This is a genomic window from Terrisporobacter glycolicus ATCC 14880 = DSM 1288, assembly GCF_036812735.1.
Lineage (GTDB): Bacteria > Bacillota > Clostridia > Peptostreptococcales > Peptostreptococcaceae > Terrisporobacter > Terrisporobacter glycolicus.
Genome location: NZ_CP117523.1, coordinates 3,484,443 through 3,505,505, shown reverse-complemented (window position 1 = coordinate 3,505,505; position 21,063 = coordinate 3,484,443). Strand labels below are relative to the sequence as shown.

At 27.7% G+C, this 21,063-nt stretch carries 20 protein-coding genes and 1 riboswitch; of the genes, 18 read left to right on the top strand and 2 right to left on the bottom strand.

All coding sequences use genetic code 11. The features are described from left to right. Positions 1 to 109: 109 nt before the first annotated feature. From TEGL_RS17145 to TEGL_RS17120, 6 genes are all read left to right on the top strand, one after another. Positions 110 to 1,018: an ABC transporter substrate-binding protein gene (locus TEGL_RS17145; protein WP_018591700.1), complete on the top strand. Its 909-nt coding sequence runs from the start codon at positions 110 to 112 to the stop codon at positions 1,016 to 1,018. Continuing rightward, complete coding sequence (locus tag TEGL_RS17140; RefSeq protein ID WP_018591699.1) at positions 1,002 to 2,024, top strand: FecCD family ABC transporter permease; 1,023 nt, start codon at positions 1,002 to 1,004, stop codon at positions 2,022 to 2,024. Before TEGL_RS17145 ends, TEGL_RS17140 begins: the two co-directional genes overlap by 17 nt. A gap of 6 nt (positions 2,025 to 2,030) precedes the next feature. Beyond that, positions 2,031 to 2,786, top strand: a complete 756-nt coding sequence (locus tag TEGL_RS17135; protein WP_018591698.1) for an ABC transporter ATP-binding protein — start codon at positions 2,031 to 2,033, stop codon at positions 2,784 to 2,786. A gap of 78 nt (positions 2,787 to 2,864) precedes the next feature. Continuing rightward, positions 2,865 to 3,045, top strand: a riboswitch (cobalamin riboswitch). A 146-nt stretch (positions 3,046 to 3,191) separates the two neighbouring features. After that, positions 3,192 to 4,100, top strand: a complete 909-nt coding sequence (locus TEGL_RS17130) for an ABC transporter substrate-binding protein (protein WP_018591697.1) — start codon at positions 3,192 to 3,194, stop codon at positions 4,098 to 4,100. Further along, positions 4,090 to 5,112 carry a FecCD family ABC transporter permease gene (locus TEGL_RS17125; protein ID WP_026255155.1) on the top strand — a complete coding sequence of 341 codons (1,023 nt, stop codon included), beginning with the start codon at positions 4,090 to 4,092 and terminating at the stop codon, positions 5,110 to 5,112. Before TEGL_RS17130 ends, TEGL_RS17125 begins: the two co-directional genes overlap by 11 nt. Positions 5,113 to 5,118: 6 nt before the next feature. Next, the gene (locus TEGL_RS17120) at positions 5,119 to 5,874 is read left to right on the top strand and encodes an ABC transporter ATP-binding protein (RefSeq protein WP_018591695.1); all 756 of its coding nucleotides are present in this window, start codon (positions 5,119 to 5,121) and stop codon (positions 5,872 to 5,874) included. A gap of 42 nt (positions 5,875 to 5,916) precedes the next feature. Here the strand turns inward: TEGL_RS17120 and acpP are convergent, their stop codons facing one another. Then, positions 5,917 to 6,141, bottom strand: a complete 225-nt coding sequence (gene acpP, locus TEGL_RS17115; protein WP_018591694.1) for an acyl carrier protein — start codon at positions 6,139 to 6,141, stop codon at positions 5,917 to 5,919. A 142-nt stretch (positions 6,142 to 6,283) separates the two neighbouring features. Between acpP and TEGL_RS17110 the strand changes: the two genes are divergently transcribed. The 7 genes from TEGL_RS17110 to TEGL_RS17080 all read left to right on the top strand — a co-directional run bounded on the left by TEGL_RS17110 (position 6,284) and on the right by TEGL_RS17080 (position 12,264). Next, positions 6,284 to 6,727, top strand: a complete 444-nt coding sequence (locus tag TEGL_RS17110) for a hypothetical protein (protein WP_018591693.1) — start codon at positions 6,284 to 6,286, stop codon at positions 6,725 to 6,727. 34 nt (positions 6,728 to 6,761) lie between these two features. Beyond that, positions 6,762 to 6,968, top strand: a complete 207-nt coding sequence (locus tag TEGL_RS17105) for a hypothetical protein (RefSeq protein WP_018591692.1) — start codon at positions 6,762 to 6,764, stop codon at positions 6,966 to 6,968. 592 nt (positions 6,969 to 7,560) lie between these two features. Further along, a complete protein-coding gene (locus tag TEGL_RS17100; RefSeq protein ID WP_338460364.1) occupies positions 7,561 to 8,277 on the top strand; it encodes a GDSL-type esterase/lipase family protein in 717 nt (238 codons plus the stop codon). A gap of 14 nt (positions 8,278 to 8,291) precedes the next feature. Next, a complete protein-coding gene (locus TEGL_RS17095) occupies positions 8,292 to 8,765 on the top strand; it encodes a DUF4358 domain-containing protein (RefSeq protein ID WP_018591690.1) in 474 nt (157 codons plus the stop codon). A gap of 22 nt (positions 8,766 to 8,787) precedes the next feature. Further along, positions 8,788 to 10,194, top strand: a complete 1,407-nt coding sequence (locus TEGL_RS17090; protein ID WP_018591689.1) for an MBOAT family O-acyltransferase — start codon at positions 8,788 to 8,790, stop codon at positions 10,192 to 10,194. Positions 10,195 to 10,213: 19 nt separating this feature from the next. Next, positions 10,214 to 11,377 carry a DHHW family protein gene (locus tag TEGL_RS17085; RefSeq protein WP_018591688.1) on the top strand — a complete coding sequence of 388 codons (1,164 nt, stop codon included), beginning with the start codon at positions 10,214 to 10,216 and terminating at the stop codon, positions 11,375 to 11,377. 170 nt (positions 11,378 to 11,547) lie between these two features. Further along, positions 11,548 to 12,264, top strand: coding sequence for a hypothetical protein (locus tag TEGL_RS17080; protein ID WP_018591687.1), 717 nt, complete (start codon positions 11,548 to 11,550; stop codon positions 12,262 to 12,264). 73 nt (positions 12,265 to 12,337) lie between these two features. Here the strand turns inward: TEGL_RS17080 and TEGL_RS17075 are convergent, their stop codons facing one another. After that, the gene (locus tag TEGL_RS17075; protein WP_018591686.1) at positions 12,338 to 13,225 is read right to left on the bottom strand and encodes an NAD-dependent epimerase/dehydratase family protein; all 888 of its coding nucleotides are present in this window, start codon (positions 13,223 to 13,225) and stop codon (positions 12,338 to 12,340) included. A gap of 215 nt (positions 13,226 to 13,440) precedes the next feature. Here TEGL_RS17075 and rfbF point away from each other — a divergent pair, with 215 nt between their 5' ends. The 5 genes from rfbF (at position 13,441) to TEGL_RS17050 (ending at position 21,061) form a co-directional block, all read left to right on the top strand. Further along, complete coding sequence (gene rfbF / locus TEGL_RS17070) at positions 13,441 to 14,211, top strand: glucose-1-phosphate cytidylyltransferase (protein WP_018591685.1); 771 nt, start codon at positions 13,441 to 13,443, stop codon at positions 14,209 to 14,211. Between the two features lie 30 nt (positions 14,212 to 14,241). Next, positions 14,242 to 15,342, top strand: coding sequence for a CDP-glucose 4,6-dehydratase (rfbG, locus tag TEGL_RS17065; RefSeq protein WP_018591684.1), 1,101 nt, complete (start codon positions 14,242 to 14,244; stop codon positions 15,340 to 15,342). Between the two features lie 213 nt (positions 15,343 to 15,555). Continuing rightward, entirely contained in the window at positions 15,556 to 18,120 is a 2,565-nt protein-coding gene (locus TEGL_RS17060; protein WP_018591683.1) for a glycosyltransferase, read from the top strand. Between the two features lie 74 nt (positions 18,121 to 18,194). Continuing rightward, the gene (wecB, locus tag TEGL_RS17055; protein ID WP_018591682.1) at positions 18,195 to 19,307 is read left to right on the top strand and encodes a non-hydrolyzing UDP-N-acetylglucosamine 2-epimerase; all 1,113 of its coding nucleotides are present in this window, start codon (positions 18,195 to 18,197) and stop codon (positions 19,305 to 19,307) included. 119 nt (positions 19,308 to 19,426) lie between these two features. Then, entirely contained in the window at positions 19,427 to 21,061 is a 1,635-nt protein-coding gene (locus TEGL_RS17050) for a CgeB family protein (RefSeq protein ID WP_026255154.1), read from the top strand. Positions 21,062 to 21,063: the final 2 nt, after the last annotated feature.

The following is a 21,063-nucleotide window of genomic DNA, read 5'->3' as shown; positions in this document are numbered from 1 at the left end:
AGGAAGTATCTTAAAAGACATGTGATGATGTCAAAATATAGATATAGGAGCCTAGCCTTATGGTTAGGCTTTTTTTTAATTCTAAACTTATATGTATGGGGGAAAACTTATGAAGAAAAAATTATTACCATTGTTATTATGCTTAATAATGCTTTTTGCAGTAGCATGTAGTAACAATAAAGAGAAGACTGTGACAGACAGAGAAGGAAATGAAGTTAATATACCGACGAATATTGAAAAAATTGTATCTACAGCACCTTCCAATACAGAAATATTAGCAGGCTTAGGTGTGGGAGATAAAATTGTGTGCATGGACACATATTCAGAAGGTATAGAAGGTGTAAATAAAGATGCAAAGAAAATGGATTTTACTTCGCCAGATGCAGAGGCAATAATTGAATTAGATCCAGATATTGTTATAGCTTCAGGTTATAATAAAGCAGGGTCTTCAGATGATCCATTCAAATCCCTTAGTGATGTGGGAATACCTGTAGTTTACATACCTAGCAGTGATAGTATAGATGGAATTTACAAAGATATAGAGTTTATTTCTTCTATAGTTGATAAAAAAGATAAAGGTGAAGAAATAGTTTCTAATATGAAAGGTGAAATAGAAGAAATAGCTAAGGTTGGAAAAACTATAAAAGATAAAAAGAAAGTATATGTTGAAATAGGTCCAGCACCTAGTTTATATAGTATTGGAAACTCAACATTTTTAAATGAAATGATTGAACTTATAGGAGCAGAAAATATATTTAAAGATCAAAAATCATGGATATCGCCTAGTGAAGAGTCTGTAATAGATGCCAATCCAGATGTAATTTTAACTACAGTTAATTATGTGAAAAATCCAGAAAAAGAAATAAAATCTCGTGATGGATGGGAAAATATTAAGGCTATAAAAAATAATGAAGTTTATTATATAGATGCTGATTCATCTTCTCGCCCAACTCAAAATATAATAAAAGCTTTAAAGGAAATGGCTAAAGCCGTATACCCAGATGAATATAACAAATAGAAAAAAAATAGCCGTAAGTATAATTTCATTACTTGCAATTATTTGGTTAGGAACATCTATAGGAAGCTCAGATATAAGTATATTTGATACACTGTCCATAATAGGTAATAAAATGTTAAATTTACCTTTATCAGAAAATGTTACACCAAAACATATTTCTATAATATGGAACCTTAGATTACCAAGAGTATTATTAGCATTTTTAGTTGGAGGTTGTTTAGCAACTAGTGGAGCAGTAGTTCAATCTATACTAAAAAATGAATTGGCATCACCATATACCTTAGGTGTATCTTCAGGAGCTTCTTTGGGAGCTGGACTTATAATAGTTACAGGAATATCAATACCATTAATAGGTGGATTTACATTACCATTTATAGGATTTATTTTTGGATTAATTACTATGTTTTCTGTGATTGTATTTTCAACAAAAATAGATAAGACTATGTCAAATAATACAGTGGTTCTTGTAGGTATGGTTTTATCTTTATTTGTAAATGCATTATTAACTACTTTGACGGCGTTTTTTAGTAATGATTTAAAAAGTATAGCTCTTTGGCAAATGGGTAGTTTTGCAATGAGAGGATGGACTTACGTTGGATTAATATTGCCATTTTTCTTAGTTGGAATGTTAGGTGTATTTAAGTATACAAAAGAGATGGATATTCTTACATTTGGAGAAGAACAAGCCAAGGCCGTAGGTGTGGACACATATAAGGTGAAGAGAAAATTATTTGTTTACTGTGCAATATTAACAGGTGGGTCTGTAGCACTTAGTGGAACGATTGGATTTGTAGATTTAATTGCTCCTCATGTAGTAAGAAAGGCTTTTGGTTCAAATCATAAATATGTTATACCCATGTCATTTTTATTTGGAGGAGGTCTAATGGTAATAGCAGACTTAATATCCAGAACATTGTTTGCGCCAATAGAACTTCCGGTGGGAGCAGTTACAGCTTTAATAGGCGCACCATTTTTTGCCTATGTATATTTTAAAAAAGGAAGTTGATATTAAATGTTAGAAGTTAAAAATCTTTATTGTGGTTATGATGGAAAAGATATAATTAAGAATATCAGTTTTAATGTAAAAAATGGAGAAAACCTATGTATAGTTGGTCCTAATGGTTGTGGCAAAAGTACATTATTAAAATCTATAGCTAATATTATTGATTATAAAGGAAGTATAAAAATAGATAATAAAGAATCATTTATGCTTAGTAGAGTGGAATTAGCAAAAAAGGTTGGGCTTATGAGCCAAATATCTCAATTATACTTTCCCTATACTGTTTATGATACTGTATCCCTGGGAAGATACGCATATTCAAAGGGAGCTTTTTCAAAACTTTCTTATGAAGATAAACAAATAATTGTAGATAGTATGAATAAAGTAGGCGTATACGATCTTAAAGATAAGATGATTACAGAATTATCAGGAGGACAATTACAAAGAGTATTTTTAGCCAGAGTATTTGCACAAGATCCAGATATAATTTTACTAGATGAACCAACAAATCATCTTGATTTTAAAAATCAAATAGATCTTTTGGAAAACCTTAATGAATGGGTAAAAAATAACAATAAAATTGTAATAGGTGTTCTGCATGATTTAAATCTAGTACAATATTTTGCAGACAAAGTTCTTATGATTAAAGATGGGGAAGAAGTTTCTTACGGAACTCCAGAAAATGTTTTAAAAGATAAATTGCTAAATGATATTTATGGAATGGATATAAAGAATTTTATGGTGAATATTTTGCAAAAATGGGCTTAACTTAAAAAAATAAAACTATATAAAATAAAAAAAATTGAATAAATTACAGGATATGTTATAATTATAAAATGAAAAATTGAATACATGAGATTTTAAGGTTCTATTTGCAATAGATTAAAAGGGAAAGAGGTGTGATTCCTCTACAGCCCCCGTTACTGTAATGTAGACGAAACTCATTAAGCCACTGTGGTATAACCATGGGAAGGTGAGGAGTAGAATGAAGCTAAGTCAGGAGACCTGCCTAAAATCATAAAGTAGTTTCTTCGGGGTGAAGAAAATATTACATTATGAAACATTATGTTTTGATTTTTAATATAACAAAGCATTTATGTTTAAAATCTATGTATATATTTGCCTAACCTTTTGGTTAGGCTTTTTTTATGACAATTTATAGGAGGAAAAGACATGAAGAAAAAATTATTAGCAATTATAACAAGTTTTGTATTAATGCTTGCTGTAGGATGTAACAGCAACAAAGAGATAACTGTAACTGACAGAGAAGGACGTGAAGTTAAAGTACCAACTAAATTGGAAAAAATAATAACAACAGCACCATCTAATACAGAAGTTTTAGTAGGCCTTGGTATAGCAGACAAATTAGTTGCAGTAGATAAGTATTCGGAAGGAATAGAAGGATTGAATAAAGATATTCCTAAAATGGATATGAATAAACCAGATGCGGAAGCAATAATAGCGCTAGAGCCAGATATAATAATAGCATCAGGATATAACAAAATAGGTTCTGCAGAAGATCCATACAAAGCAATAGTGGAGGCTGGTATACCAGTAGTTTATATACCAAGTAGTGATAGTATAGAAGGAATATACAAAGATATAGAGTTTATAGCATCCTTAGTAAATGAAGAGAAAAAAGGTGAAGAGATAATCACTGATATGAAAGCAAAAATATCTAAGTATGAAGAGTTAGGTAAAACTATTAAAGATAAAAAGAAAGTATACTTTGAAATAGGTCCAGCACCGAATCTATTTACTTTTGGTCACAGTACATTTTTAAATGAGATGATTGAAGTAATAGGAGCAGAAAATGTGTTTAAAAATGAGAAAAGTTGGTTTGCTCCAACAGAAGAAGCAATATTAGATGCTAACCCAGATGTAATATTAACAAACGTTAATTATGTAAAAAATCCAACAAAAGAAATATCATCACGCAATGGATGGGAAAATATAAAAGCAATTAAAAATGGAGATGTTTACTATATAGATTCAAACTCATCCGCTCGTGGAAACCAAAATATAATAAAAGCTTTAGATGAAATGGCTAAGGCTATATATCCAGATGTATATGGAAAATAAAAATAGAAAGAAAATATTATTAAGTGTATTAATTGCATTTTTTATTATAAGTATGGGAGCTTCCAATGGAAGTTCCCATATTAGCATTTTAGATACTATATCAATTATATTAAATAAAATTTTTAATTTACCACTTAATGAAAGCATAACATCTCCACAAATATCTATAGTTTGGAAAATAAGATTACCAAGGGTATTATTAGCATTTATAGTTGGAGGATGTCTAGCTGTAAGTGGTGCTGTAATTCAGTCCGTATTAAAAAATGAGCTGGCATCGCCATATACATTAGGTGTATCTTCAGGAGCGTCTCTTGGTGCAGGATTAGTAATAGTTTCAGGTATATCAATACCATTTGTACAAGGATTTACTCTACCTTTAGTAGGATTTATTTCGGGCTTAGCTACTGTATTTATAGTTATAACTTTTGCATCTAAAATAGATAAAACAATGTCAAATAATACAATTATTTTAGCAGGAATGGTATTTTCTTTATTTGTAAATGCTTTGTTAACCACATTGATAGCATTTTTTACTGAGGATTTAGAAAGTATTACGCTATGGCAGATGGGTAGTTTTGCCATGAAGGGCTGGTCATATGTTGTTCTTATTACACCTTTCTTTATTATAGGAATGTTAGGAGTTCTTAGATTTACAAAGGAAATGGATATACTTACTTTTGGGGAAGAACAAGCTAAATTAGTTGGAGTTGATACACAAAAAGTGAAAACAAAGTTATTTGTGTATTGTGCTATTTTGACTGGTGGTTCAGTAGCCTTAAGTGGAATCATAGGATTTGTTGATTTAATTGCACCTCATATTGTAAGAAAAATATTTGGTTCAAATCATAAATATGTGGTTCCTATGTCATTTCTATTCGGTGGATGTTTAATGGTTGTAACGGACTTAATAGCCAGAACTGTATTTTCACCAATGGAATTACCTGTTGGGGCAGTAACAGCTTTAATAGGAGCACCATTCTTTGCTCATATATATTTTAAAAAAGCTAGGTGATATTAAATGTTAGAAGTAGAAAATCTATATACAGGATATGATAAAAAAGAAATAATTAAAAATATTAATTTTAAAGTAAAAAGAGGCGAAAATCTTTGTATTGTGGGACCAAATGGATGTGGTAAGACTACACTTCTAAAATCCATCGCCAATATTATTGAATACAAGGGTAATGTAAAAATAGATGGGAAAGAAGTAAGTGAGATTAGCAGATTGGAGTTGGCTAAAAAGATAGGTCTGATGAGTCAAATAACTCAACTATATTTTCCTTATACTGTTTATGATACTGTATCACTAGGAAGATACGCATACTCAAAAGGGGCATTTGCAAGATTATCTTCCAAAGATAGTGAAATAATAGTTGATAGTATGAAAAAAGTTGGCATATATGAATTAAAAGATAAAATGATTAATGAATTATCAGGCGGACAACTTCAAAGAGTTTTTTTAGCAAGAGTATTTGCTCAAAATCCAGATGTAATTTTACTTGATGAGCCCACTAATCACTTAGATTTTAAGCATCAGATAGAATTACTAGATAATTTAAATGATTGGTTAAAAAATAATAATAAAATAGTTGTTGGTGTATTACATGATCTAAATTTGGTTCAGTATTTTGCTGATAAAGTGCTTATACTTAAAGATGGAAAAGAAGTTGATTATGGACTACCTGAAGAAGTATTTAATGGATCTACGTTAAATAAAGTTTATGGAATAGATATAAAATATTTCATGAAAAATATTTTACAAAAATGGGCTTAGACATACATAAAAGGGATGTTCAATGAACATCCCTTTTATGTATTAATGATTTTCTATATATCCTACTATATCACCTATAGTTTTGAAGTTCTCAGCGTCTTCGTCTGGTATTTCTATATCAAACTCTTCTTCTAAAGCCATTATAACTTCAACAGCATCTAAAGAATCAGCATCTAGATCTTCTTTAAGAGATGTTTCCATAGATAATCCATCCTTACCATCTAAACCTAGTTGTTCAACTATTATATCTCTAATTTTTTCAAACATTGTAACCTCCAACATAATTTAAAATTTAATTGTAGTTTAATATAATATGGTCAATTTTTCAATATATAATCAAAAAAAGTCCTAAAGTTTTAAAATAATGAATATAAATTTAATATAGATAATAACTTTAGGAGGAAGAGTAATGAAAAACATAGGATTATTATTATCGTCAATTACAGCTTTTTTTATAATACTTGGTTGTCTATTTTATAACTCATTGCTTATAGATATGAATAAAATAAAAGATTATGTTACTGAGAGCAATGTTATTTTGCAAGAGGTGATGGAAAATCAGGGTAAAGTTGATAATAAAAAAGGGGAATATATATCTAGATTAATGAAGATAAAAAAGGGAATGGAAAATTCACATACTTCTTTTTTATTTGACAAATATAAAGTAATCAAAACTTCAGCGATAGAATTACTAATAGATGTGATAAGTGAATATAATGAAGAAGATAAAGAAGAATGCTTAAAATTAGTATTTAAAGCAAATAATGAAAGCCAAGATGAGCTAAATACGCTTATGAATAAAAACTTTATTGAAGTAACTTATTTGTGCTTGAAAACATATATTAGTATATAGTAAGATAACCGTTTGACTTTAAGGGGGGAGTGACATGGCGAAGTTAGAGGATACTTTATCAAGATTTTTTGGCGGGGACGATTGCGGATTTAATGGAGGACTATTGATAGTAATAGCTATTGTATTTTTACTTTTAGCTACGAACATATTTGATGATATATTTGACGATGACAGTATATGGATCTGGATAATTTTAATAATATTGCTATTATTTAATTTTGATGATAATTGTTGTTGTTAGTTAAAAGAAAAAAATAAACCCCTTTTAGATATAACTAAATTCATATCTAAAAGGGGTTATTTTTTTATTGCAAGGAATTATAAATCATTTTATTTGTGGATAATTCATGTAGTTTATATTAATAAAAGTTTTAAAAAAAATGAAATTTTAAATATCAAATTTGTAATAAAAAGTATGTTGAATGAGCATATTCTTTGCTTTATACTAAAGGTGACTACAGAGTCATATATGAAAATATAAACCGTGATAAGAATGTATTTAATATTAATTATTAAATACAAAATATATGACTTATAAAAAAAGAATAACATTAGTTTTATTTATAAATAGGTTTAGACTAAAGAATTATAAAGATAATACTTTAGATTAAGACGCTTAAGGAAAAATATTTCACATCTAATTATATATTTTGCCTTTGTAGAAAAAAGTATTATTTTGTATATTTTACCTATTAATAATTGTTTTTTAAATATTATTATAATGTTATAATAATATTTAATAAGAAAACTAAGTTAACAGCGAGGGGGGAGTTATTATTAAAAAGAGAGTATGGGCAATTTCAACAATATCACTAGTAGCCGTAATAGGGTTAGTGAATCTTAGTGACAGTATGGATGTCCTTAATAAGCAGAAAAAGATAGAACAGGCACAAGTTGACAAAGGAATTGAAATAGTAAAAGAATTAGAAAAAAAAGATGTATTACAATCAGAAAAAAAAATTAACCTTGTACAATCTAGTTTGCAAGGAGTTAACATAAATCAAGAAAATAGTAATGAAAAAGTTAATCTTATAGATAAATTTTCAAACTCAGTTATACTGGGAGATTCGAGAGCAGAATCCATATTATATTATGGAATTTTAAACAATTCACTAGTAGTTGCTTATAAAGGAAGGAATCTTATAAGTGCACAAAAAGAAGGAGATATAAATAAAGCTATTAATTTGGCTCCAACAAACATCTTCTTAACTTATGGATTAAATGATGTACAGGTATATGGCAATTCTTCTGATTTTATAAATGAATATAAAAAAGTAATAAAAGATATTCAAATTAAATTACCAAATACAAAAATTTATGTAAACTCAATATTTGAAGTTAATAATAAAGCAATGAGCAAATCTCCCGAATTAAAAAATGTCTCAGCATTTAATGCGGCTATCATGAACATGTGTAATGAGCTAGGAGTTACTTACATAGATGGTTCATCAATAGTGGATGAAAGTTCATATGAGATTGATGGAATACATTTCAAGCCTGGATTTAATAAAAAATGGGTTGAGTTGTTAGTACAAAGGGCTAATTTGTAAGGGAGGAGACAGATATGAAGATTAATTTAAAAAAGAAGTTGCTAATGGCAACTCTATTAATAACCACTGTAATTGCAGTTGGTTGCGGAGTTAATGATGATAAAAGTGTGGATCAAATAGAAAGCCAAATGCAACAAGAAGTAAAGTTTGACAAAATGAAAAAAGGAGATAGCAAATCTCTAAAACGTTTTTATAAATTAAATGCCAATGACTACGATGGTGTAGCTTTATATACACCAGAGTCAACAATGGATGTAAGTGAAGTATTAATAGTGAAGGTAAAAGACAAATCTCAAATTGAATCCTTAGAAGATAGTATTGAGTCAAGGGTTAAATATCAACTACAAAGTTTTTCTGGATATGGTCCAGAGCAAAGTGCTTTAGTTGATAATTATGAATTAAAATCAAAGGGAAACTTTGTGTTTTTTGCTATCTCTGAAAATGCACAGCAAATAAAAGAAGCATTTTTAAATAGTATTAAGCAGTAGCATTTCAGAGGAGGCGATTAAAATGGTATTCAGTAGTATAGTTTTTTTATTCACATTTTTACCAATTTCACTTTTAATTTATTATATTTCACCAAGAAAATTTAAAAATGCAGTATTATTGCTAACAAGTTTAGTATTTTATGCATGGGGGGAACCTGTGTACATATTCCTTATGATAGGAACGATTATATTTGATTACATTATGGCACTTAAAATAAATAAGTATAAAAGAAATAGAAATAAAGCAAAGCAATTTTTTATATTTACACTCTTAGTGAATGTGGGGATTTTAGTATTCTTTAAATATGTAGGATTTATAATAGGAAATTTTAATAGTATTTTCTCAATTAATATTCCTTTTAATGAATTGGCTTTACCAGTGGGAATATCATTCTACACATTCCAAGTATTATCTTATATTGTAGATGTGTATTTAGGAAAAGTTAATGTGCAAAGAAGCCTCATTTCTTTTGGGGCTTATGTTACTATGTTCCCACAACTAGTGGCAGGACCTATAGTTCAATATGAAACTATAGAAGAGCAATTAAATTATAGAGAAGAATCTCTTGAAAAGTTTGGAGAAGGTGTGGAACGTTTTATTCAAGGCTTAGGAAAGAAAGTACTGCTTGCTAATAATATAGGGATTATATGGACAACAATAAGTGCCATGAATCTTGGCAGTATGTCAGTATTAACAGCTTGGATAGGAATAATAGCTTATACATTACAAATATACTTTGACTTTAGTGGTTATTCAGATATGGCCATAGGTTTAGGTAAGATGTTTGGGTTTGATTTTATAGAAAACTTTAACTTCCCATATATTTCGACAAGTGTAACTGAATTTTGGAGAAGATGGCATATATCTTTAGGCTCTTGGTTTAGAGAATATATTTATATACCTTTAGGGGGGAATAGAGTTAGTTTTGGAACACAAATAAGAAATATATTTGCCGTATGGTTTTTAACAGGACTTTGGCATGGAGCAAGTTGGAACTTTATAGTATGGGGATTATATTACGGTGTAATTCTTTTATTAGAAAAAATGGTATTTGAAAATATATTAAAAAAAGTACCAATATTTATAAAACATATTTATACCATGTTATTAGTTATGATAGGATGGGTATTCTTTGCCAGTCCAAACTTATCTTATGCTATGGAATATTTAAAAGCAATGTTTGGGCTTGGAAATCATGTGCTTATGGATAGTGCAGGAATTTACTATTTATATACAAACGCAATAATGTTTGTGATTTTAGCAATATGCTCTACACCTATTATAAAAAATATTTTAGATAGAATAATTGTAAAATCAAAGTCAGTATATATTAATGCGTCTTTAATAACATATATGGTAATTCTATTTTTAGCTACGGCTTATTTAGTAAATGAAACTTATAATCCGTTCCTATACTTTAGATTCTAGGAAAGGACGTGATTAAAACATGAACAGAAAAGATAAAAATAAACAAAGACAATATTATAAAACTTCAGCATTATTATTTGTACTTTTTCTAGTATTATTTGTTGGGGCTAATGTAATAACAAAAGATAAAACTTTTTCAAAAACAGAAAATAGAATGTTGGCAGGAAAGCCAAAGTTTTCAGTTGATAAATTATTAGAAGGAAGATTTACTTCTAAGTTTGAAGATTATGTGGTGGACCAATTTATAGGAAGAGACTTCTTTACAAATGTAAAGATAAACATGGATAAATTAGTAGGCAAAAAAGAATCCAATGGAGTTTTCCTAGGAGAAGATGGGTACTTAGTAGAGAACTTTACTAAGCCTAATGAGAAAGCAGTGAAAGAGAATCTACAAGCTATAAATAATTTTTCTACTAGATACAAAAATATAAAACAATATATGTTAATCTCTCCAACGGCAGTAAGCATTTTGAAGGACAAGCTTCCTATGGATGCACCAGTGATAGATCAAGAAGCTTATTTACAGTCTTACAAAGATAAGTTGCCACAAAGCGTGTCATTTGTAGATAACTATAAAACTATGCATGACCATAGAAATGAATATATTTACTATAAAACAGATCATCACTGGACATCTTTAGGAGCATTTTATTCATACAAAGAATTAGAAAAAGCCATGAACCTTAAAGAAATGCCAGATGACTATTATACACAACAAATGGTTTCTAATAACTTCTATGGAGCATTATCATCAAAGAGTGGATATCATGTGAAAGAAGGAGATAAGGTAAATGTTTATTTACCTACAAAAGGAGATTCGCAGAATGTGGTAGTAGATTATGCTGAAGAACAAGAAAGAACAGCTACACTTTATAGTAGTGAAGCACTGGAGCAAAAAGATAAATATGAAGTTTTCCTTAAAGGAAATCATCCTTTAGTAAAAATAAAAACAGATACTACTAATAATAAGACTTTATTAATATTTAAAGATTCTTATGCTAATAGCTTTATACCATTTTTAGTTAAAGACTTTAGTAAAATAATAATAGTTGACCCAAGATACTACTACGAAGATATAGATAGTTTGATGCAACAAGAAAATGTAAATGAAGTACTTTATTTATACAATGCCAATACATTCTTCAATGATACATCACTATCACCAGTGTTAAATAATGAATAATATAAATCCCTTGAGATTAATTTATCTCAGGGGATTTTTAGTACTGAGAAGAGTAGAACTTATATAGTAACCATAAGAAGATGTTGGAATATTATATAGAGATACAAATGGCAAGTAATATAATTATTATTGTATAAAAATAGAAAGAAGTTATTAAGGAGAAGGTTATTATGAATAAAAAAGTAATAGTTCAAATACTTTTAAATACAAGGTTCGACATAAATTCTCAGTGGGGTAAAATATCTCTTACAAAAGAGTGGATAGATTATAGAATTGATATTTTTATGAAATACACAGCTAAAAGCCTTATCAATCAAAGTAATCAAGATTTTATTACCATAGTTAGATACTGGGATTCAAGTGAAGATTTAGTTTTAGATGCACTTTCAAAGTACAAACCCCTTCCAAATAATATTTTATTTAAAAAAGATAGTGAAGCAGATGAAATTATCAATGATTATATAAAAGATAGTGACATTTTTTATATTGTGCGTATAGATTCTGATGATATGTACGCCCCTGATTTTATGGGGAAGTTAAATGAAATGAATTATTATGATGGATTGCAATGCATTATTTGTCAAGATGGATATGTATATGATGTTTTGAATGATAGATTAGCAATGTGGCATTATTTTTCTCCTCCATTTTATACTTTTGTTTACAAAACTTTAGACTATTTAAGTGGAGAAAGATATGTTTTAGAAGGTGGCCATTGTGGTGCCATAAAGTTAAATCATGAAATATTATCAGGATTAAATTTTGTTTTTCTAGTTCATGAAAAAAATATTTCATCTAGGTTTGATAATAGACCTGATAAGAAAATAATAGAAAGTGAAGAAAAGGAAATTATTTTAAAAGAGTTAATGATTCCAAGAAGGAAATAATTTTATATACTAGATTTAGACCTATAAAAATACTATGGATTTATCTAAACTAGATCCATAGTATTTTATTTAATTATTTATAAATCTTTTTTACACCTTCTTGCAAAGTAACTTTGCTATTCCAACCTGGTAGGGGTGTGTAATCACTCCAAGGAATAAAATTTTCTCTAAATCTATAATGTTTATATCCCCATTTAATATTTAAACTAACTTTATTTTCCTCTTCAAAAATAGAAACTAACTCTCTTAAGGTTACAACCTGTTTGCTAGAAACGCCGTAACACTGATTATTTTCAAAAAAATTTTTAGTGAAAAGCTCAAAGGCATATATATATGCATCAACTACGTCATCAATATATACTAAATCTATTTTTTGATATCCTAAAGTCATTTCTAAGGGGAGATTATTTATGGCAGCGTGATTTATTACACTTAACAATCTCTTTCCAAAATCCTTTTTACCATAAACATTAAATAAGGTTAAAGTAATTGATTGAAATTTATATGCTTCTACATAGTATTTTAAAATATCTTCAAATGCTTTTTTTGTGGCAGCATATAAACAAGATGGGTTATATTTCTCATTGCTATAATGTTGCAAACAAGTTCCTGTATTTATTATTTTTTTCATGCCAGATACTTTCATAGCTTCTAGTATCTGAGTTGAAAACTTAATATTACTATCTATTAATGAATTTATATCATTAGGTTTATGTTCAATAATAGTTAAACCAGCAATATGAAATACTCCATCAGCTTTTGTTTGAATAAAAAAATTTATCATATTATCCAAGTTGTCATCAAAATAAAAAATTTCAATTTTATCCATAATATCATTTAATAATTGCATGTTGCTATTTTCCCTGCATATAATAGCAACTTTATGATTTCTATTTAATAACTCTTTGCAAAGATGGCTACCAATAAATCCTGTTGCACCTGTAACTATAAATTTAGACATAAAAAATACTCCCTTCTTCTTAGGATAAATGTTTTACTTCTTATTCATAGTATTATCTCAGTTAAAAATATATGACATGATAAAAATTTGTAGATAAATATATAAAATTAGGACTTTTAGTAACATTTTTTATTTCAAAAAATAAGTTATATTAGAAGAATAAAATAGAAATATTGTATTTTGTTGTTCAGTACCTAAAATTAGGAGTGAAGTATATGAAAGTTGTAATTTTAGCAGGTGGATTTGGTACTAGATTAGGAGAAGAAACATCTACTATTCCTAAACCTTTGGTAACTATAGGTGAAATGCCTATCTTATGGCATATAATGAAAATTTATTCTTATTATGGATTTAATGATTTTATAATTTGCTTGGGATATAAAGGAAATAAAATAAAAGAATTTTTTTCAAATTTATATATGTATGAATCAGATATAACATTTGATTATATTAGTGGAGTTGAAACTATAATTCATGGAAAATCAAAAAATCCATGGAAGGTAACTTTGGTAGATACAGGAATTAATAGTATGACAGGTGGTCGATTAAAAAGAATAGCAGGCTTAATAGGCGAAGATGACTTTATGTTTACCTATGGTGATGGATTGTCAGATATAAATATAAGTGAATTAATAAAATCCCATAAAGAAAGCAATAAAATAGCAACTCTTACAGCTGTTAAACCAGTTAATAGATTTGGATCGTTAGTATTACATGAAAATGCTATAAAAGAATTTAGGGAAAAAGTCACAGAAGAAGATGAATGGATTAATGGCGGATTTTTTGTGACAAATTATAAAATATTTGATTATATACACAGTGATGATTGTATTTTAGAGCAAGAACCACTTAAAAACTTAGCAAAAGAAAATCAATTAAATGCATATAAACACAATGGATTTTGGCAATGTATGGATATATTGAAAGAAAAAAATTATTTAAATGATTTATGGAATTCCAACAAGGCACCATGGAAGATTTGGTAAATTTAATATAAATTAAAAGTAGGTGATTCTATGAAAAGTGAATTCTGGAGTAATAAAACAGTCCTAGTTACTGGTCATACAGGATTTAAAGGTTCTTGGCTTTGTATATATTTATTGGAGCTAGGTGCAAATGTTATTGGTTATTCTTTAGAACCAAAACATGAAAAGGACAACTATGTATTGTGTAACTTAAAAAATAAAATAACTGATATAAAAGGTGATATTAGAGATATTGATAAATTAGAAGGTGTATTTAAAAAATATAGTCCAGATGTGGTTTTTCATTTAGCTGCTCAGCCCTTAGTTATAGATTCATATTTAAAGCCCTTTGACACATATAGCACAAATGTGATGGGTACATTAAATGTTTTACAATGTATAAAAAATATTAATAAAAAAGCAGTTGGGATAATGATTACTACAGATAAGTGTTATGAAAATAAAGAACAAATTTGGGGATATAGAGAAGATGATACCTTAGGAGGGTATGATATGTATAGCTCATCGAAGGCGTGTTGTGAGCTACTTATAAATTCATTTAGAAATTCTTTTTTTAATGAAGATGACTATTATATGCATGAGAAAGAAATAAGTTCAGTGAGAGCAGGTAATGTAATAGGAGGAGGGGATTGGTCAGAAAATAGAATTGTACCAGACTGTATAAAAGCCTATGAAGACCATATTCAGGTTATAATAAGAAATCCCAAAAGTATTCGACCTTGGCAGCATGTAATTGAGCCTTTGGATGGATATATATTATTGGCTGAAAAGATGTATGAAAATCCTCTTGATTACTCTGGAGCATACAACTTTGGGCCAGAAATAAATGAAATAATTACTGTTGATAAAATAACTAATAAAATTTCAAATCTTCTAAGTAAAGAAAATTTATTAAGTATAAATTCAAAGCAATCATTTCATGAAGGTGGAAGATTATTCTTAGATATTTCAAAAGCAAAGTTCCAATTAGGTTGGAGTCCAGTTTTAAGCTTAGACGAAATGTTAGATTTTACAATATCTTGGTATTTAAATTATAAAAGCCAAGATGTATATAATATTTGCAAAAATCAAATTGAAGAATATGTAAGACGAAAAAGTTTTAAGTATAAGAAGGAAAGAATTAATAAATAAGGCGTAAGTTGATTGTGATAAGAGAATTATATAACTTTATATAATTCTCTTATTTTATTACTAATTAATACTTTTGAACATATATAACACAAAATTTTTATAATATGACAAAATATCTTCAAATGTAACAGATTTATATTTTTTACATAATATTTAATAGATAATAATGTAGCCTATTATCTACTAAATCATCTTGAGAGAGGAGAATATTAGATGACATATGATAATCAACAATCTTTTAAAGATTATAAAGACAAAAATTATAATAAAGAATTAAATAATAAATTAATGAAATTAATTAAAGATATACCGACCAGTAATGGCAGCAGATATTTCGAAAAGATAGATAAAAATATTGCAATTATTACAGATGAATTTATGTATAACTATTACAAGGACTCTGTAAATTTAATTTACGTTAACTACTTTAAATATAAAGAAATAATTGAAAATAATAATATAGATATGTTTATGTTTGTAACTTGTTGGTCAGGCATAGAAGATAATGATTGGCGAGGTGGAAAAGCCAATGGAGTTTTAAAAGAAGAAAGAGTATATGAGGTGATTGAATTATGTAAGTTAAAAGGAATTCCTACTATATTTCAAAGTATAGAAGATCCAAGTAACTATGACGTATTTATAAATATTGCGAAAAAATGTGATTATATATTTACAACAGATAGTAATAAAATGAATGATTATAAAAATGACTGCAATAATAAAAATGTTTATTTAACTAAATTTGGAATTAATCCTCTACTTCATAATCCTATAGGTATGAAAAATAAAGAGAGGCTAAATGAAATACTTTTTGCAGGAAGTTGGATGAAGAGATATCCTCATAGAGGTGAGGATATGAAGAAAATATTTGATGGAGTATTATCTTCAGGTAAAAAATTAGATATTATAGATAGGAATTTTCATCTAAATAAAGAGAATTATTTTTATCCCCAAAAATATATTCCATATACATCACCAGCTGTTAATCATGAAGATTTGCAAAAAATACACAAATTATATGATTGGATTATAAATTTAAACAGTATAAAATATAGCCCAACCATGTGTGCTATGAGATGCTATGAAGCCCAAGGTCTTGGAAACTGTATATTGTCCAACTATAGTATTGCAGTTAATGACAACAATCCTAATATATTTATAATTCACAATGAGTCAGAAGTTGAACATATTTTAAATGGATTTAGTGAAGAAGAAATTTACAAGCATCAAGTATATGGTATAAGAAATGTGATGTCAGATCAATGTGTATTTGACAGAATATCATTTATTGTACAAACAGTTGATCCAAGTTTACGTGGAAATACAAAAAAGAAAGTTTTAGTAGTATCAAACAAAATAACATCTAATATAGTTAGTATGTTTGATAATCAAGTATTTGAGGAAAAATATTTGGTAGAAGAAGAAGAGGCAAAAAAACTATATAATCAATATGATTTTATTACATTTTTCAAAGAAGATTACTATTATGAAGAGTATTATTTGCAGGATATGATTAATGGTTTTAAATATACGGATAGTGATTATGTAACTAAGGATAGTTATTATAGCAACAAAGATATAGTAGCTGGAATAGAGCACAATTACGTTAGCAAAATGAAGGATAAGTATAAATCGATTTTTGATGCAAAAGCTTTTTCTTTTGATTTTTTACTTTCATTAAATAAAGGTATAACATTAGAAAATGGATATTCCATAGACCATTTTGAGTTAAATATGGAAAATTATGAAATCAAAACTTTAAAGGTAAAGAAATTATATAAGAATATAAAAAATTTATTTGACGGTGAAATAAAAACTAACAAAAAATATAAATTTTCAGTTATTGTAGCTGTATACAATAATGGAAAGCATTTACTAAATAAATGTTTTAATAGTTTAAGAAGAAGTAGTATGTTTAATGAAATGGAAATAATTTTAGTTGATGATGGATCTAATGATAAAGATACTTTTGCAATAGTAGAACGTTTAAATAGAGAATATGAAAATGTAAAAGTATATAAATTTCCTCAAGGTGGCAGTGGAAGTCCTTCTAGACCTAGAAATATGGGAGTCATAATGGCAAGTACAGACTTTGTTACTTTTTTAGATCCAGACAATGAAGCTGTAAATGATGGATATGCAAAATTATATAAGGAAATAAATGATTCTGACTATGATATGTTGGTAGGGAATGTACTAAAGGCTTCTGATGCAGAGAACATTATGAACTATTGTGAAGCAAAAACAATTGAAAATACAAAAGAACATGTTATAGATAGTAAATTTGCTGTTATCAGCATTCAAGGAACTTTAATTCGAAAAAGTCTTATTGTAAATAATAATTTAAAAATGGTAGATGGAGCCATCGGAGAAGATACTCTTTATTTTATTGAATTAATGTTAAATTCTAAAAAAGTAAAAGTAATAGACGAAATGATTCATATTTATTATGCGGCATTATCCACATCTGAAACTAACAATATAAATGAAAATTTCTTTAGAAAATCTCTTTTATTGGAAAGAGAAATGTCAAATAAGCTGGAGACATATGGTTTAAAAGATATATATATGGATATAAAATTTGATTATTTCTATAGATACTGGTATATGAAGAAATTACAAATAGCAGATAAAAATCAAGTAAAAGAAATTACAAATATTATGCTAGAGATTATTGATTTATATGATTATTCTAAGGTCAAAGATCAATATATTAAAAACTTTTTAGAATACGCTAGAAGTAAAAAATATGAAGAAATAGAAAGAATTTATTTTTAGTTATATTATAGAAGAAAATATATTGCTATAATATCCTATTATTAAAAATGAGTAAAAATAAAGAGGGGATTGATATGAAGAAAATAAAAGTTTTAACTATTTTTGGAACAAGACCAGAAGCAATAAAAATGGCTCCACTATTAAAAGAACTTATGAAAAATCAGCATATAGAAAGTATTGTATGCGTTACAGCTCAACACAGACAAATGTTAGATCAAGTCTTAGAGGCTTTTCAAATAACCCCACAATACGATTTGAATGTAATGAAGGAAAATCAGACATTAGTAGATATAACTAGCAAAGCTTTAGTTGAAATAGATAAGATAATTAAAGAAGTAAAGCCAGATTTAGTTTTAGTTCATGGAGATACAACAACGACTATGAGTGGGAGCTTGGCAGCTTTTTATAATCAAGTAAAATTAGGTCATGTGGAAGCTGGCCTTAGAACAAATAATAAATACTCTCCTTTTCCAGAAGAAATTAATAGAAAAATAACTGGGGTTTTGGCAGATATGCACTTTGCTCCAACACCTATGTCAAAGGACAATTTAATGAGAGAAGGGATAGATGAAAATAAAATATTTGTAACAGGAAATACTGCAATAGATGCATTGAAAACTACTATTTTGCCAAACTACAGTAATGATTTACTAAGAAAAATAGGTGATGACAAGATTATATTGCTAACAGCTCATAGACGTGAAAACATAGGTGAAAATATGGAAAATATGTTTAATTCTATAAAAAGAATAGTGAATGAATTTGAAGATGTGCAAGTTATTTATCCTGTTCACTTAAATCCAAAAGTAATAGAAATCGCAAAGAGAATATTAGATGGGAATAATAGAATTCACTTAATAGAACCATTGGAAGTGATTGATTTTCATAATTTTATTAACGAATCTTATTTAATTTTAACAGACAGCGGAGGAATACAGGAAGAAGCTCCACATCTAGGAAAACCAGTACTTGTGATTAGAGATACTACAGAAAGACCAGAGGGAATAATGGCTGGAACTTTGAAGCTGACAGGAGTAAAAGAAGAAAGTATTTATAATAGTATAAAAGAGCTTTTGCTAAATGAAGACTTATATAATGCTATGTCAAAGGCATCAAATCCTTATGGAGATGGAAATGCAAGTAAATATATTGTAGATTTTATTTTAAAAAACTTTAATATTTATTAATCCTTTAGCTGAACTATTTACAAAAGAATATCATATCTTAATAAGAAAATAATTTGTTATATTTTTGGATTAATTAAAGAAAGGAGTTTAATGTTGCGTTAAGGCACATTAATATGAATATGGATGAGAATAAAACAACAATATATGATAAAAAAGGTTATAAAACAATGAAAGATATTAAAATAGCATGTATATTTGATGTTTTCACTTATGCATGCTTTAAAGATATATGTAATTTTATAAAAATAAGACCAGACAATTGGAAAGAAATTTTTGAAAAAGAAAATCCAGATTTTTTTATGATAGAATCTGTGTGGAAAGGCAATGATGGTACATGGATGAGTGGAAGAAATTTGGTAAGAAATGAAGATCTAAAAGAAGTGATACTTTGGTGTAATAATAACAATATACCAACGGTGTTTTGGAACAAAGAAGATCCTGCCAACTTTAATGAATTCATACATGTGGCAAAACTATTTGACTATATATTTACTTCTGATGAAAATACTGTTAATGAGTATAAAAAATATGTAAATCACGATAATATATATCCCCTAATGTTTGCAGCAAATCCAATTATACACAATCCCATAAAAATAATAGATAAGAGAATAGAGAAATGTTGCTTTGCAGGAACATTTTACAGAGATGAATATAAAGAAAGGGGAGAAAGAATAAAGCTTTTATTAGATGCATCCTTAAAATCATGGGGAGTGGATATTTATGATAGAACTTTAAATCTTGGTATTGATAAATATGCATTTCCAGATGATTATAAGCAATATGTGAAAGGAACATTAACTCAAGATGAAATCCAACTAGCCAATAAGGGATACAAAGTAATGCTAAATGTAAATATTGTTGATGATTCACCTACAATGTTTGCGAGAAGGGTATTTGAAGGTTTGGCTTCTTATACACCTGTTGTAAGTACTAAATCCATAGGAGTTAAAGAAGTATTTGAAGGACTAGTAGTAGCTAGTGATGATGAAAAAGAGCTTTATGAAGAAATGGTTAAATTGAATGAAAAAGAATACTATGAGAAAAAAGCACTTCAAGGAATGAGATTAGTATTAAATAATCACACATCTACAAATAGAATGGTTTATATTTTAAAAAAATTAAATATTAAGTATTACGATACTATTCCTGATGTGGCTCTAATATGTGAAGTATATAATAAAGAAGGATATATTAAAGCAAAATCAATATTTGAAAGACAAATTTATAGAGATAAAAAACTTTTTATTATAATTAAAGATGAAAATATAAATATTGAAATAGATAAAGATAAGGAAAATATTTATATAATTAATAAAAACATATTGGATAATAAAGATGAATTTATAAAACTTTTAAATTGTGATTATATTTCTGTAATAAATTTAAATAATTATTATGGGGCTTACTATATAAATGATTTAATTAATGCCACATTATATAGTGATGCAGAGATTATTGGTAAGAAATCTTTTTATAGCCATTGCAAATATAAACTGCTAAACAAAGATAGTATAAGTATTCAAAACGAGAACGAAGATTTTCAGTATGTGAGTTCCTTAGATTTAGACAAGTCAATTTTTAAAACGAGCATTTTAAAAGACAAAAATATAAATAGCATAGAAGAGATTATAAATAGCGATAAAATTGATTTATTTAGATTTGGATGCAGATATTTATCCATAGACAAATTTAACTTTATAGAAAATGGAAGTGAGGTAGATGAGAAAATAAGAAGAAAAATAGATATTTAGGT

Excerpts from the sequence above, each read along its gene's own strand:
- TEGL_RS17080 (WP_018591687.1), top strand. The coding sequence starts at position 11,548 with ATGAATAAAAAAGTAATAGTTCAAATACTTTTAAATACAAGGTTCGAC.
- TEGL_RS17075 (WP_018591686.1), bottom strand. The coding sequence starts at position 13,225 with ATGTCTAAATTTATAGTTACAGGTGCAACAGGATTTATTGGTAGCCAT.
- TEGL_RS17105 (WP_018591692.1), top strand. The coding sequence starts at position 6,762 with ATGGCGAAGTTAGAGGATACTTTATCAAGATTTTTTGGCGGGGACGAT.
- rfbF (WP_018591685.1), top strand. The coding sequence starts at position 13,441 with ATGAAAGTTGTAATTTTAGCAGGTGGATTTGGTACTAGATTAGGAGAA.
- TEGL_RS17140 (WP_018591699.1), top strand. The coding sequence starts at position 1,002 with ATGAATATAACAAATAGAAAAAAAATAGCCGTAAGTATAATTTCATTA.
- rfbG (WP_018591684.1), top strand. The coding sequence starts at position 14,242 with ATGAAAAGTGAATTCTGGAGTAATAAAACAGTCCTAGTTACTGGTCAT.
- TEGL_RS17110 (WP_018591693.1), top strand. The coding sequence starts at position 6,284 with ATGAAAAACATAGGATTATTATTATCGTCAATTACAGCTTTTTTTATA.
- TEGL_RS17145 (WP_018591700.1), top strand. The coding sequence starts at position 110 with ATGAAGAAAAAATTATTACCATTGTTATTATGCTTAATAATGCTTTTT.
- TEGL_RS17120 (WP_018591695.1), top strand. The coding sequence starts at position 5,119 with ATGTTAGAAGTAGAAAATCTATATACAGGATATGATAAAAAAGAAATA.
- acpP (WP_018591694.1), bottom strand. The coding sequence starts at position 6,141 with ATGTTTGAAAAAATTAGAGATATAATAGTTGAACAACTAGGTTTAGAT.
- TEGL_RS17085 (WP_018591688.1), top strand. The coding sequence starts at position 10,214 with ATGAACAGAAAAGATAAAAATAAACAAAGACAATATTATAAAACTTCA.
- TEGL_RS17095 (WP_018591690.1), top strand. The coding sequence starts at position 8,292 with ATGAAGATTAATTTAAAAAAGAAGTTGCTAATGGCAACTCTATTAATA.
- TEGL_RS17130 (WP_018591697.1), top strand. The coding sequence starts at position 3,192 with ATGAAGAAAAAATTATTAGCAATTATAACAAGTTTTGTATTAATGCTT.
- TEGL_RS17060 (WP_018591683.1), top strand. The coding sequence starts at position 15,556 with ATGACATATGATAATCAACAATCTTTTAAAGATTATAAAGACAAAAAT.
- TEGL_RS17125 (WP_026255155.1), top strand. The coding sequence starts at position 4,090 with ATGGAAAATAAAAATAGAAAGAAAATATTATTAAGTGTATTAATTGCA.
- TEGL_RS17090 (WP_018591689.1), top strand. The coding sequence starts at position 8,788 with ATGGTATTCAGTAGTATAGTTTTTTTATTCACATTTTTACCAATTTCA.
- TEGL_RS17050 (WP_026255154.1), top strand. The coding sequence starts at position 19,427 with ATGGATGAGAATAAAACAACAATATATGATAAAAAAGGTTATAAAACA.
- TEGL_RS17135 (WP_018591698.1), top strand. The coding sequence starts at position 2,031 with ATGTTAGAAGTTAAAAATCTTTATTGTGGTTATGATGGAAAAGATATA.
- wecB (WP_018591682.1), top strand. The coding sequence starts at position 18,195 with ATGAAGAAAATAAAAGTTTTAACTATTTTTGGAACAAGACCAGAAGCA.